The sequence below is a fragment of the Vibrio fortis genome, from assembly GCF_024347475.1.
Taxonomy (GTDB): Bacteria; Pseudomonadota; Gammaproteobacteria; order Enterobacterales; family Vibrionaceae; genus Vibrio; species Vibrio fortis.
Genome location: NZ_AP025488.1, coordinates 282,844 through 295,317, shown reverse-complemented (window position 1 = coordinate 295,317; position 12,474 = coordinate 282,844). Strand labels below are relative to the sequence as shown.

Below are 12,474 nucleotides of genomic sequence, written 5' to 3'. Positions count from 1 at the left end.
GAAAAACAATGTTTGTATTTGAAGTGTTGCTGCCACTGATTTTTATCGTGGCAGTAGGGTTCCTCACGACCAAAAAAGGCTTTTTTAGCCAACAATTCGTCGCTGAGGTGAGCAAGTTCGTGCTGTATGTATCGCTGCCAGCCGTGATCATCAGCAGCTTGAGCAGCATTGAATTAGGGCAGGTCATCCACGTCAATTTCATGCTGGTGTATGCCATTGCTGGTTTAAGCGCGATGACTGTCGCGATATTGGTCAGCAAAGGCTTACTTAAGTCCACTTGGACTGAAAGCTTTATTAATGGTCTGGGTAGTGGAATGCCAAACAGCGCATTCGTCGGTTTTCCAGTGGTGTTATCGCTGTACGACGGTCAGTTCATTGAAGCATTTTTAATGTGTGTGCTGATTGAGAATCTGGTGTTTATCCCATTGAGTTTGATTTCACTGGAGTTCGCTCAAGGTCGTTCGTCAAGCATCAGTGAGCAGCTAAAGATTGTCGCGGGTCGTATTAGTCGAAACCCAATTATTCTAGCAATCAGCTTTGCCTTGGTCGTGAATATCGCGGGGATTCGCTTGCCAGAATTCGTGACGGAAGGGGTATCCATTTTTGCGAAAACATCGGTTGCATTGGCTCTGTTTGCTATCGGTGGGGCGCTGGGGCAGTCACTGAAATTTGAGCAGTTCAGACGAATCGCTTTTGTCTCTTCTATGAAGCTGGTGTTTTTCCCGTTGGTGGTCGTTGCACTGCTGATGACGCTACCCGTAGAAGGGGATCTTAAGTATGTCTTGTTGATCTTTGCAGCGTCACCGATGTTGTCCATCTACCCCATTTTAGGTGGGCTATATCAACAACAACGCTTCTGTTTAAACACTCTAATTATCACGACGGTGGCCTCTGGACTCTCGCTGTCCGTCGTAATTGCTATCACAACATCATCATAAAAATAGACGCCTGTAGAGCGTGAATGAAAAATAAGGTCATAACATGGAACAAGTTAAAATTGCTGTCGCTGGGGCAGGTCTGATCGGGAAAACACACATCAAACTGGTTTCTGAAAACGCGCAATGTCAGTTGGCGTCGATTGTTGATCCTTCTCCGGGTGCAAAAGAGGTTGGCGAAGAATATGGCGTTAAGGTTTACGCCAGCTTAGAAGAGCTGTTTGCTCAAGACAAGCCAGACGGTGTGATCTTGGCGACACCAAATCGCCTGCATGCTATTCAAGCGCACGAGTGTATCAATGCTGGCGTGCCTGCGATTGTCGAGAAGCCTGTTACTGATTCGATAGAAGATGCTATTGAGCTTCTTAAACACGCAAATCGTGAAGAAGCAAAAATGCTGGTTGGCCACCACCGTGCTTATAGCCCACTGCTTGAGACAGCTAAGTCGATCATCGACAGCGGCGAACTGGGTAAGACGGTATCTATCATGGGCAGCGCGATGTTCTACAAGCCTGATTACTACTACAACGAAGGCGAGTGGCGCAAAGTTAAAGGTGGCGGCCCGATCTTAATTAATATGATTCATGAGATTGGCAATCTGCGTCATCTGGTTGGCGATATTGTTGGTGTCCAAGCGCTCAATTCAAGCGCGACCCGCGAGTTCGAAGTGGAAGATACAACCGCAATCTCGCTGCGATTTGCCAACGGTACACTGGGTTCATTCATGTTGTCCGATGCCTCGGCAAGCCCGCGCAGCTGGGAACAAACCTCGCAAGAGAACAAGACCTACGCGACTTACGAAACTGAAGATTGCTACCACGTGGCTGGCACTAACGGCTCGCTATCGATCCCGACGATGCAGATTAAGTCTTTTAAAGAGGGTGTGACGCCTTCTTGGTGGAATGCAATGGAAGAGCGCCAAGAACCAGTAACGCGTGAAGATCCACTTAAGCGTCAACTTGAGCATTTCTGCGCTCTCATTCGTGGCGAAGAACAGACGCCAAAAGTCAGCATTTACGATGGCCTACAAAACCTGTTGGTGATCGACGCCATCATCAAAGCGACAGAAACGGAGCAGTACGTTCCGGTTCAAGATGTTACTGCACTGGTTAATTAGGGGAGTTCAGGATGAAGTATTCAATTGCGACCGTTTGTCTATCTGGCACTCTGGAACAGAAGATGCATGCAGCGGCAAAAGCCGGTTTTCATGCCATCGAAATTTTTGAAAATGATTTAACTCAGTACCGTGGTTCTGCAGCCGATGTTAAACGTATCGCTGACAGCATGGGGCTTGAGATCTTGGTTCTACAACCTTTCCGAGATATGGAAGGGATGCCAAATGGTCTTCGTCAAAAGAAATACAAGATGATGGAGCGCAAGATGGATCTGGCACATCAACTGGGTACGAAACGGCTAATGATGTGCAGTAACGTCAATCCACTTTCGACCAATAATCTTGACCGCTGCGCTGAAGATCTGCATGCCTTGGCAGAACTGGCCAAGCGTGAAGACATGGAATTGGGTTACGAAGCGCTGGCATGGGGGCGTCATATTGCCGATTACGATGACGCTTGGAATTTGGTGAAGATGGTCGATCATCCGAACCTTGGTGTGGTATTGGACACCTTTCACATGTTTGCTCGTGGCAACACACTGGATACGCTGCGTGAAGATATTCCAGTGGAAAAGATTGCTTTAGTGCAGGTCGCTGATGCGCCAAAAATGCAGATGGATATTTTGCAATACAGCCGCCACTACCGTTGCTTCCCGGGGCAAGGCGATTTCCCAGTTATCGACTTTGTGAAAACACTCAAAGATAAAGGTTACGATGATTACCTCTCTCATGAAGTGTTTAACGATGAGTTCCGAGCCTCTTCTCCGAAAGAGAAAGCAGTTGATGGTGTGCGCTCACTGAAATGGCTAGAAGATCAGACCAACAATTTGTTTGAGATGCCGAGCGTGTCTGATTTGAGCTTCATTGAATTTGCGGTAAAAGAGCGTGAAGATAACCCATTTACCGATGTAATTGAGTCATTAGGCTTTAGCAAAACACATTGCCACAAGAGCAAGAATGTCGACCTTTACCAAGTAGGTGATATTAACTTCGTCTTTAACTACGAGAAAAACAGCAACGCTCAGGCTTACTTAGAAGGTCATGGTGAATCTGTGTGTGCGTTAGGCGTATTAACCAAAGATTCAGATCGTTTGGTTGAACTGGCAAAACGCTACAATAGCCCAGCGATTTTCCAAGCTCGCCAAGAAAATGAGCTGGATATTCCAACGCTCAAGAGTTCAAGCAACTTAATGATTCATCTGTTAGATGAGAACCAAGCAGACAAGTTCTACGATGTTGACTTTAAGCTCGTCGAGCAAACATCTGCGCTAAATGATAATTTGATTCGCGTTGACCATATTGGTCAAGTGGTGCCACCTGAAACCTTGCTATCAAATCTGTTCTTCTACAAATCCATCTTTGGCTTTGTGCCGGAAGAGAGCTTCGATCTGCCAGACATCAACGGCCTGATAACCAGTCGTACCATTAAAAGCCCGAACGAGAACATTAAGATCGCACTCAACAGCACCAGTGCTAAGCGCACTTCGGCTCAGCGATTCCTAAATGATTCTAACGGGGCGAGCATCAACCAGATTGCGATTGAGTGCCGAGACATCTTCAAAGCAGCGGCTAACCTATCGCCTATCTATCAATTGAAGATCCCGAATAACTACTACCTAGATATTCAGGCACAGTTCGATTTAGAAGATGAGTCGATTGAACAGCTGCAACAAAACAATATTCTTTACACCGAAGACGATACAGGTGCGTTTTTCCACTTCTATACCAAGGAAGTGAATGGCCTGTTCTTTGAAGTGGTGCAGCGTGTAGGCGAGTATAAAAAATACGGGGAAACCAACGCTTTTATTCGTCTGGCTTCCCAGTCTTATCAAGATTAAACCTAATCAGCATACCTATCTGTTGTGCAAAACAAAAAACCACCACTGAATTCAGTGGTGGTTTGCTATTTTGATAGGCTTAGTGCGCGATTTGATTAAGCCATTTCTGCTACTTTTTTAGCGACTGGTGCTGGGTTGCGGATTAGGTGGTCAAATGCACCTAGGCTTGCTTTTGCACCTTCACCCATCGCGATGATGATCTGCTTGTAAGGAACGGTTGTTACGTCACCTGCAGCAAACACACCCTTCATTGATGTTGCACCATGTGCGTCAATTTCGATTTCACCACGTGGTGATAGCTCAACCTTAGTGCCTTTCAACCATTCGCTGTTTGGCATTAGACCGATTTGAACAAAGATACCTGCCAACTCAATCTGTTTTAGCTCATCAGTGTTGCGGTCTTTGTACTCAAGGCCTGTTACTCGGTTGCCATCGCCAAGCACTTGTGTTGTTTGTGCCATCTTGATGATTTCGATGTTCGGTGTTGCGTTTGCTTTGTCGATAAGTACTTGGTCAGCACGCAGTGTGTCTGCAAACTCAAGAACCGTTACATGTTCAACAATACCCGCTAGGTCGATTGCGGCTTCGATGCCTGAGTTACCACCACCGATTACCGCTGTTTTCTTGCCTTTGAACAGTGGGCCGTCACAGTGTGGGCAGTACGCTACGCCTTTGTTACGGTACTCTTGCTCACCAGGAACATTCATTTCACGCCAGCGTGCACCTGTACTTGTGATTACAGTGCGAGCTCGAAGTGTTGCACCGCTCTCTAACTCAACGTGGATGTAGCCGTCTTCTGTGTCTTCAGCGTCGATGATGTTGGCTGCGCGTTGCTCAGTCATCACTTCAACACCGTACTCTTTTACGTGCTCTTCTAGGCTTGCAACCAGTTTAGGTCCTGTTGTCGCTTTCACTGAGATGAAGTTTTCAATTGCCATTGTGTCCATTACTTGACCACCAAAGCGGTCTGCAACTACACCAGTGCGGATGCCTTTACGTGCTGCGTAGATTGCTGCTGAAGAACCTGCTGGACCACCACCGACAACTAGTACATCAAAAGGAGCAGTCTTGCTTAATGCTTGTGCTTTTTTCTCTGCTGCGCCTGAATCGACTTTGTTTAGGATCTCTGCCAGTGACATGCGACCTTGACCGAACAATTCGCCGTTAATGAATACGCTAGGTACCGCCATGATGTCGCGAGACTTCACTTCGTCTTGGAAGGCTGCACCATCAATCATGGTTGTTTTGATCAGCGGGTTGATTGCAGACATCATGTTGAATGCCTGCACAACCTCTGGACAGTTTTGGCAAGACAGCGAAATGAAGATTTCAACATTCAGCGGTTGACCAAGGTTTTTGACCTGCTCAATCACTTCATCGTCAAGCTTGATTGGGTGACCACCACTATGTAGAAGTGCCAATACCAATGACGTGAACTCGTGACCCATAGGTAGACCAGCGAAACCGATGCTCGTGCCTTTTTCTGTGTTTAGAACTTGCATGATTGGCTTGCGATCACTTGCACTATCGTCACGGATAACCACAACTTTGCTCGATAGTTCTGAGATGTCATTTGCCAGCTTCTCTAGTTTGCTTGCTGTTTCGCTTTCATCCAGGCTAAGAACGAGCTTAACGTCATTTTTTAGGAATTCTAAGTATGTTTGCAGTTGTTGCTTCATTGCTTGGTCTAACATGATATGCCTACTTTTCTTTTCTGTTCGGGGGCGCTCTTTTGCGCTGATGGAGCTATATTGCCTTGACCATCACAATTGGTAAATTCGGACGTTTCTATTAGTTTGGTAGGTAAAACCTATCAATAATCGGTGAAACTAATCGACTCGAAAAGTTTCTTCTAACATTTTGAATAAAAACAAAAAAACCACATCGCGTGGATGTGGTTTTGAGTATTAAAGCGGCGCGCCAAAGCCCTTTAGGAGGCAGGCTGAGGTGCGCCTGTAGAATCGGTTAGCAGATGCTTAGATCTTACCTACTAGGTCTAGAGATGGTGCTAGTGTCTCTTCGCCTTCTTTCCATTTTGCTGGGCAAACTTCACCTGGGTTGTTTGCAACGTACTGAGCTGCTTTCACTTTACGTAGTAGGTCCTCAGCGTCACGACCGATGCCTTCAGCAGTGATTTCCATTGCTTGGATAACACCTTCTGGGTCGATTAGGAACGTAGCGCGGTCTGCTAGACCTTGACCTTCACGCATTACGTTGAAGTTGTTTGTGATAGTGCCAGTTTGGTCGCCTACCATGAAGTACTCGATAGTACCGATTTTGTCAGACGTATCGTGCCATGCTTTGTGAGAGAAGTGCGTGTCTGTTGATACTGAGTAAACTTCAACGCCGCGAGACTGAAGCTCTGCGTATTTCTCTTGTAGGTCTACAAGTTCAGTAGGACATACGAAAGTAAAATCTGCTGGGTAGAAGAAGAATACTGCCCACTTACCTTTCACGTCTTGCTCTGTGATTTCTACGAACTCGCCGTTTTTGAATGCTGTTGCGTTGAATGGTTTGATTTCTGTGTTGATCATGATTTTACTCTCTTTAATTTGTTGTTTTGACGCTGCCTTGCGTCGATGGATATATATTGCCCCGAGAGGCTCAGAGGGTAAATTCGGACGTTTCTATTGTTCTGATAGGAGATAGCTATCAAGTATGAAAGGCAAAAGCTATTGAAAGGAAAACCTAGTGATAGGACAGTGCTATGAAAGCTGATTTGAGGACGTATAAACATCAAACCTCAACTCAAAGAGTGAGTCGAGGTTTGTTTGATGCGCTGCTGTGCGTGTTTAACTGATATGTGTGTCTTGGCGTTAGCAGTAGTTAGCGCTTTTCGATAAACAGTATGACTTCGCCGACCTTGAAGCCGAACTTGGACATCTCAGTTTTGTTGAACAGGCGTTTGTCGTCCATTAAGAACATCCAGTCATCAAGCGTTACTTCATACATCGAACCGTCTACTTCTATCTCGAGGGTGTATTGCCAGTAGAGTGCCGAGCCTTGGGTTTCGCCATAGGCTTCGCCTATCACATCTCCCGCGGTGCCAGTGTAGGTATTGTCTCCAGTTTTGGTCAGCTTCCAAATTCGTGTGGAACGCTCACCATCGGCGAAGCGGAACCACTCTTTGATTTCGCCTTGATCTCCTTGCCACTCTGCGACCAAATCCGCTTTAAAACGGCGCAGCAGGTTGCCAGAGCGGTCAAGTACCATTCCATAGGCGATAAGGTTGCCGTCAAAGAATTCTTCGAGTTTGAGCTCAGGTGTGGTGCCCGTATGTTCGGATAAGTTGGCTGAGCCACACCCAATTAGTAGAGAGCAAAGTAGAAGTAACCATCCTGTTTTCATTCATCATGTCCTGTTTTATTTGTTGAGCCCGAGGAGCTGCTGACGGAGTTCTGGTTCGGACGTGTTTTCCGATAACCAAATAGAGAGAAAGGCTGGGCCGAATTGGGTATCAGTAATGGTGCCGATCGGTTGCTCATCAAAATAGAATTGGCTTTGTTGATTTTCTGATACGCGAATCGTCAGAGTACTGCCTTGTTTGACGTTAGGCCACATGTCGTAAAGTGGGGCGATCCAGCTTTTTATTTTGCTGTCTGAATAGCCGAGCTTTTCCCACTGGTCTTGCGTGGCATCGACGAGGTCTTTGCTCTCGATATCACGATAATATTCAATTTTCAGTGCTTGTTCTGTGCGAGTGGGGGTGGTGTAGAGCTCGGCGTTGTACAGCGTCCAAAAAAGATAGGTCATCTCACCTTCGCCTTGCTTATTTAAGTCACCGACTGGCGACGCCTTGGCGGCGTTATGAAAGACAAGGGCGCTGCACGCAAACAGTGTTGCAAGCACCGACAGTACGTAGCGCTTCCATTGAGAATAATGAGGGTGGCGCTGAGCTTTAGCACGACCCTGTGATGAATAAGCCATAAGTCACCTCGTTGTCTCCGCCATATTAGGCTTGTTTAGATACGAGTAGCCGGCCACTAACAGTGGGATCACTAAACCCCAGCTGACCGCAAGGGTGGATAACACCCAAACATCTGGCCATGTGGCCTGAAGCGCACCAGCCTTGATGCCGCCCCAGTAGCTACTAGTACCTCCTACGAAGCCAAGGAGAAAGAGGATCACTTTCGGACATTTCATTATCCAATTAAGACTGTGGTTGAAACTGATTAAGAACATCACCCATAAACAAGCGAGCCACACTGGAAACCAAGTTTGATTCGCAATGTTTGGATGAGCGGAAAAGGTGCCAAGACCGATCATCAAGCTATCAAGAAGTAGGCCGATAGGCAGCAGCAGTAGAACACGGAAGTCGTCGCGACGAGTGGGTGAGAGAAAGAAATGAAGCGCCACCAACAGCGGCGCTATAAAGACGGCTTGCTCAGTAAAAAAGGCACTGCTTACCCAAGTGGCTTGAAACAGAACAAGGTTAATAATCCAGAACCGTTTCATCTTTTGCTCCAAAGTAGCGAGGCTTACGCGCCACAATGTGATGAGTGCTTATCACGCGTTCTAGGAAGGCGCCTTCGCAATAGCAGAAGTAGAAGGTCCATAGTCGCTTGAACTCTTCTGAGTACCCTAGGCTTTGTAGTTCATCCCAGCTCTGTTCAAAGGCGACATTCCAATCATTTAGAGTGCGCGCGTAGTGCAAACCGATGTCATCAATTTCTTGGACAACAAGGTCAGTGCTTTGAGCGAGGTGTCCGGTCATGACGGCTACAGATGGTAAACAGCCTCCTGGGAAGATGTACTTCTGGATGAAATCGACCCCTTTGCGATACTTCTCGTAGCGGCTGTCTGCGATGGTGATCGCTTGTATCAACATTTTTCCAGTCGGTTTAAGAAGTTGAGAACAGGTGGTAAAGAAGGTTTGAAGATACTCATGACCAACGGCTTCAATCATCTCGATAGAGACTAACTTGTCGTACTGTCCGGATAGATTACGGTAGTCTTCTTTGAGTAGGGTTATTTTTTTGCTTAGCCCGAGAGCTTCAATACGCTGCTTAGCAAGCTCGTGCTGAGCATCAGAAATGGTCGTGGTTGTGACGTGACAGCCGTAGTTTTGCGCCATGAAGATTGCGAGTCCGCCCCATCCTGTACCTATCTCTACCACGCTGTCTTGCTCGGTGAGCTCCAAACGTTCACAGATGGTACGCATCTTGTTTTGTTGAGCGTCTGCTAGTTGGCTCGCTTGCTCGCTGTAGATAGCAGAGGAGTATTGCATTGATGGATCTAGGAAGCGCTCGTACAGCTCATTACCAATATCGTAATGGGCTAAGATGTTGCGCTTTGAACCTTGCTCTGTGTTGGCATTCTGCTTTCTTAGGAATAAGTTTTTTATCTTGCTAAGCCATTGTGTCTTATCGTCAAGTTCGTCGAGTTGTTGCTGGTTGCGAGCCATGATTTGAATAACACGAGTTAGGTGCGGGCTTGTCCATTTTCCATCGATATACGCTTCTGAAGCACCGATGCTGCCGTTAAGAACAACGTCTTTGAAGAAACTAGAATCATGAATAACGATTTCGGCGTGAAGCGTCGCTTCTCTGTCGCCAAATATTGAATGCTCATCCCCTTCGATTACTTCGAGTTGACCTCCCTGTAAGCGTTCTAAGATGGTAAAAACAAGGCTTCGATACTTACAATTTTTGTTCAGCACTGCGGTTTGAGGCTGCTGCTTGATGTTGTGATTTTGTTTGGCAAGCTGTTCCATGTAGACCTCGCTGAGAAAATTCTCGTCTTAGTTAATTCTTGTATTGTGGTGGCTTAGATACTGAGTCTGGGTGCGAGATAAAGGGCACCTTTTTGATGAACAGTTTCAAAGCTTGGTAATAAATGCCTAGCACAACCTTAACGGTCATAGCCGGAGTTCGCATTAGCGTTTGTCGGATACCACTGGCAGTCATCGGTTGTTTCTCTAATGCCAGCGTGGCGTCAAACACCTTTTTGTCTCCGGGGTATTGCTCGTCCCTGTGATTCTCAATATGGACTAAAGTGCGGCGAGATGGAGGCTTAATCTTCCAGTGATAAGTCATGTCTAAATCCATAAACGGTGACACATGGAAATCTTTCTTTGCCTTCAATTCTTGCTGCATATCGATCAAATAGTAGTGTCGTTCGCGCCAAGGCGTGTTGCTGACCTCTGCAAGCATGTAACGGCACTCCAGGTTTTCATCAAAGCAAAAGAAGCAGTTGATTGGGCTGAAATAAATCCCGAAACAACGGCACTGTGCGAGCATAGTGACGCGGTTAGATTCGCTCCAATGCCCGCCCAGTAATTTCACTTTGAGTGCTATACGCTGCTTTAGAGATTTTGGTTCACTGCGGTTTAACGTTTGGTCGCTGTTTTGCGATTCATAGTTGTTTGACGTCTTATTTCCATCGAAGGTTTTTTCGGGCACATAATCTGACTCAACAAACCGGATTGGGTTGAACCAACGAGTCCCGAATACAAAGCTGCGCGCGGTTGTTTGCTCAACCTCGTCTAAATCGAGACCCATCATATAGAGCTGATAGCTAAACTCGTGGGTAATGGCACCAAAACGGCGGTGCCTTACATTGCCCCAGTAGATACCACTGCGCTCTGTGTTTTCATCGAAATGGCGAGTTGCCGTACTCATAGCCCTAACCCAAAGCGCTTGGTGACGTCGAGAGCGCTGCGTACGCCATCCTCATGGAATCCGTTATACCAATAAGCACCAGCAAAGTGAGTGCGATTGTGCCCGCACATGGTTTCACGCTGCTGTTGTGCCTGAACGGTGTTGGAGTTGAGTACTGGGTGATGATAAATAAACTGACGAATGATTTTATCTGGATTGATAGCTTCTCTCTGATTGAGGGTGACGCAGAAGGTGGTTTCGTCTTCAATGCCTTGCAGGATGTTCATGTTATAGGTAACACAAGCTGGTCGTTGGCTGTTGCCATCTAACATATAGTTCCAACTTGCCCATGCAAGCTTACGGTCTGGTAACAGCTTGGTGTCTGTGTGAAGCACCACTTCGTTGCGACTGTATGGGATCTCACCCAACACCGCTTGCTCTTGTTCTGTGGCATCGCCTAATAGCGCCAGTGCTTGATCAGAGTGACAAGCGAAGATCACTTCATCAAATGTTTCTACATCACCGGATTCAAATTCAATGGCAACTTCGCTTTCGTAGCGGGTCACCTGTTTGATGTGGCTGTTGAGCTGAACGGGTTTAGATAAGCGAGATAGGATAACGTCGACATAGGAGCGTGAACCTTTTGGAATCACGTACCACTGTGGCCTGTTGGTGATATCGAGTAACCCATGGTTGAAGAAGAATTGGATAAAGAACTTAAGCTCAAACTGCTCCATCTCTTCCAAGCTTGTCGACCAAATAGCGGCCCCCATAGGCAGTATGTAGTGCTGGCTGAAAAAGTCGGAAAAACGGTAATGGTTTAGGAAGTCGCCTAGGGTTTCATCCTCGGTAAACTGATTGTTTTGAAAGCGTTCTTTACACAGCTTATTGAATTTAATGATCTCGAGAATCAGGGTCCAAAACTGTGGCTTGAAGACATTGCTTCGTTGGGCAAACAGCGAGTTGATGCTGTGACCATTGTATTCAAACTGAGTGCCAGTGTTATGAACGCTGAAGCTCATTTCTGTCTCTTGGCGATCGACGCCAAGTTGCTCTAGCAGTTTGTTAAAGTTGGGGTAGGTGCGATCATTGAAAACAATAAAACCTGTGTCGATAGAAAATGCCTTGCCTTGGTGTTCAATATCGACGGTGGCGGTGTGCCCACCTACGTAATCATTTTTCTCAAAAACCGTGACGTCGTGGTGTTTATCTAATACGTGTGCGCAAGTGAGTCCGGAGATTCCGGAGCCAATAATGGCAATTTTTTTCATTGTTATACCATCCTTGAGGCAAGCTTATGCCAAACCGACTGAGGTAAAAATCGCAGACACTTCATGATGAAGATAAACCTGCGAGGAAAATCTATTTCGCTCTTTCCTTGTTCGAGTCCACTGATGATTCTTTGAACGGCTTGTTCACTACTTATAATCATAGGCATAGAGAACGTGTTTCGCTCAGTTAGTGGGGTGTCAACAAAGCCAGGGTGAACGAGAGATACGTGGATATTGTGTGCTGCGAGGTCGACGGCGAGCGTTCGGCCTAAATAAGTAAGTGCAGCTTTAGAAGCGCCATAGGCTTCTGCTCTTGGTAGCGGCAAGAACCCTGCACTGGAACTTACTAAGACAACTCTCCCTCCGGGCCTAATAGATTTAAGCCAAGCTTCTAACGCATAACCGATGGAAACCAAATTGATGTTTATCACTCGTTCAAACAGCTTTGCGTCAAAGTTAATGGGGTCATCGATGTATTCGCAATCACCTGCGTTCAAGATGACCATATCGAGGCCTTTATCTGAACCGATGTTCGGATAGTTTTCGTAATCCAAAAGATCAAAGCACAGTGGTTCGATACTGCTGTGTTCGCTCGTTAATGAATCGAGTTTGTCTTGGCTGCGACCACAGGCGATAACGGAGTGCCCGAGCTGAGCATATTTGATTGCTAAATCGCGACCGATGCCTGAGGTAGCACCTGTAATGAGGATTCTCATG

12 protein-coding genes are annotated in these 12,474 nt (G+C 46.5%); 3 read left to right on the top strand and 9 right to left on the bottom strand.

Annotation, left to right across the window (positions count from 1 at the left end):
- Nucleotides 1-8: 8 nt before the first annotated feature.
- From OCV50_RS15925 to OCV50_RS15915, 3 genes are read left to right on the top strand one after another with little or no spacing between them, the layout of a single operon-like run.
- A complete protein-coding gene (locus OCV50_RS15925) occupies nucleotides 9-938 on the top strand; it encodes an AEC family transporter (RefSeq protein ID WP_261904863.1) in 930 nt (309 codons plus the stop codon).
- Nucleotides 939-981: 43 nt separating this feature from the next.
- On the top strand, nucleotides 982-2,052 hold the full coding sequence (locus tag OCV50_RS15920; RefSeq protein ID WP_261904862.1) for a Gfo/Idh/MocA family protein: 1,071 nt from the start codon (nucleotides 982-984) through the stop codon (nucleotides 2,050-2,052).
- A gap of 11 nt (nucleotides 2,053-2,063) precedes the next feature.
- Nucleotides 2,064-3,887: a bifunctional sugar phosphate isomerase/epimerase/4-hydroxyphenylpyruvate dioxygenase family protein gene (locus OCV50_RS15915; protein WP_261904861.1), complete on the top strand. Its 1,824-nt coding sequence runs from the start codon at nucleotides 2,064-2,066 to the stop codon at nucleotides 3,885-3,887.
- A gap of 95 nt (nucleotides 3,888-3,982) precedes the next feature.
- On the opposite strand, the gene ahpF is transcribed toward OCV50_RS15915, so the two are convergent.
- The 9 genes from ahpF to OCV50_RS15870 all read right to left on the bottom strand — a co-directional run bounded on the left by ahpF (nucleotide 3,983) and on the right by OCV50_RS15870 (nucleotide 12,473).
- Nucleotides 3,983-5,581, bottom strand: a complete 1,599-nt coding sequence (ahpF, locus tag OCV50_RS15910) for an alkyl hydroperoxide reductase subunit F (RefSeq protein ID WP_239839339.1) — start codon at nucleotides 5,579-5,581, stop codon at nucleotides 3,983-3,985.
- Nucleotides 5,582-5,863: 282 nt separating this feature from the next.
- Nucleotides 5,864-6,421, bottom strand: a complete 558-nt coding sequence (gene ahpC, locus OCV50_RS15905; protein WP_032553653.1) for an alkyl hydroperoxide reductase subunit C — start codon at nucleotides 6,419-6,421, stop codon at nucleotides 5,864-5,866.
- Between the two features lie 292 nt (nucleotides 6,422-6,713).
- Complete coding sequence (locus OCV50_RS15900; protein ID WP_261904860.1) at nucleotides 6,714-7,235, bottom strand: DUF3833 domain-containing protein; 522 nt, start codon at nucleotides 7,233-7,235, stop codon at nucleotides 6,714-6,716.
- A gap of 15 nt (nucleotides 7,236-7,250) precedes the next feature.
- Nucleotides 7,251-7,814: a chalcone isomerase family protein gene (locus OCV50_RS15895; protein ID WP_261904859.1), complete on the bottom strand. Its 564-nt coding sequence runs from the start codon at nucleotides 7,812-7,814 to the stop codon at nucleotides 7,251-7,253.
- A 3-nt stretch (nucleotides 7,815-7,817) separates the two neighbouring features.
- Nucleotides 7,818-8,342, bottom strand: a complete 525-nt coding sequence (locus OCV50_RS15890; RefSeq protein WP_239839336.1) for a DUF2878 domain-containing protein — start codon at nucleotides 8,340-8,342, stop codon at nucleotides 7,818-7,820.
- Nucleotides 8,320-9,600 (bottom strand): SAM-dependent methyltransferase, encoded by a 1,281-nt coding sequence (locus tag OCV50_RS15885; protein ID WP_261904858.1) that lies wholly within the window; start codon nucleotides 9,598-9,600, stop codon nucleotides 8,320-8,322. Before OCV50_RS15885 ends, OCV50_RS15890 begins: the two co-directional genes overlap by 23 nt.
- A gap of 31 nt (nucleotides 9,601-9,631) precedes the next feature.
- The gene (locus tag OCV50_RS15880) at nucleotides 9,632-10,507 is read right to left on the bottom strand and encodes a DUF1365 domain-containing protein (RefSeq protein ID WP_261904857.1); all 876 of its coding nucleotides are present in this window, start codon (nucleotides 10,505-10,507) and stop codon (nucleotides 9,632-9,634) included.
- Nucleotides 10,504-11,757 carry an NAD(P)/FAD-dependent oxidoreductase gene (locus OCV50_RS15875; RefSeq protein ID WP_261904856.1) on the bottom strand — a complete coding sequence of 418 codons (1,254 nt, stop codon included), beginning with the start codon at nucleotides 11,755-11,757 and terminating at the stop codon, nucleotides 10,504-10,506. Before OCV50_RS15875 ends, OCV50_RS15880 begins: the two co-directional genes overlap by 4 nt.
- Nucleotides 11,758-11,759: 2 nt before the next feature.
- Nucleotides 11,760-12,473 (bottom strand): SDR family NAD(P)-dependent oxidoreductase, encoded by a 714-nt coding sequence (locus OCV50_RS15870; protein ID WP_261904855.1) that lies wholly within the window; start codon nucleotides 12,471-12,473, stop codon nucleotides 11,760-11,762.
- Nucleotide 12,474 lies beyond the last annotated feature (1 nt).

What these genes read in the sequence shown, in the direction of transcription:
- OCV50_RS15925 (WP_261904863.1), top strand. Translation starts at nt 9, where the DNA reads ATGTTTGTATTTGAAGTGTTGCTGCCACTGATTTTTATCGTGGCAGTA.
- OCV50_RS15920 (WP_261904862.1), top strand. Translation starts at nt 982, where the DNA reads ATGGAACAAGTTAAAATTGCTGTCGCTGGGGCAGGTCTGATCGGGAAA.
- OCV50_RS15915 (WP_261904861.1), top strand. Translation starts at nt 2,064, where the DNA reads ATGAAGTATTCAATTGCGACCGTTTGTCTATCTGGCACTCTGGAACAG.
- ahpF (WP_239839339.1), bottom strand. Translation starts at nt 5,581, where the DNA reads ATGTTAGACCAAGCAATGAAGCAACAACTGCAAACATACTTAGAATTC.
- ahpC (WP_032553653.1), bottom strand. Translation starts at nt 6,421, where the DNA reads ATGATCAACACAGAAATCAAACCATTCAACGCAACAGCATTCAAAAAC.
- OCV50_RS15900 (WP_261904860.1), bottom strand. Translation starts at nt 7,235, where the DNA reads ATGAAAACAGGATGGTTACTTCTACTTTGCTCTCTACTAATTGGGTGT.
- OCV50_RS15895 (WP_261904859.1), bottom strand. Translation starts at nt 7,814, where the DNA reads ATGGCTTATTCATCACAGGGTCGTGCTAAAGCTCAGCGCCACCCTCAT.
- OCV50_RS15890 (WP_239839336.1), bottom strand. Translation starts at nt 8,342, where the DNA reads ATGAAACGGTTCTGGATTATTAACCTTGTTCTGTTTCAAGCCACTTGG.
- OCV50_RS15885 (WP_261904858.1), bottom strand. Translation starts at nt 9,600, where the DNA reads ATGGAACAGCTTGCCAAACAAAATCACAACATCAAGCAGCAGCCTCAA.
- OCV50_RS15880 (WP_261904857.1), bottom strand. Translation starts at nt 10,507, where the DNA reads ATGAGTACGGCAACTCGCCATTTCGATGAAAACACAGAGCGCAGTGGT.
- OCV50_RS15875 (WP_261904856.1), bottom strand. Translation starts at nt 11,757, where the DNA reads ATGAAAAAAATTGCCATTATTGGCTCCGGAATCTCCGGACTCACTTGC.
- OCV50_RS15870 (WP_261904855.1), bottom strand. Translation starts at nt 12,473, where the DNA reads ATGAGAATCCTCATTACAGGTGCTACCTCAGGCATCGGTCGCGATTTA.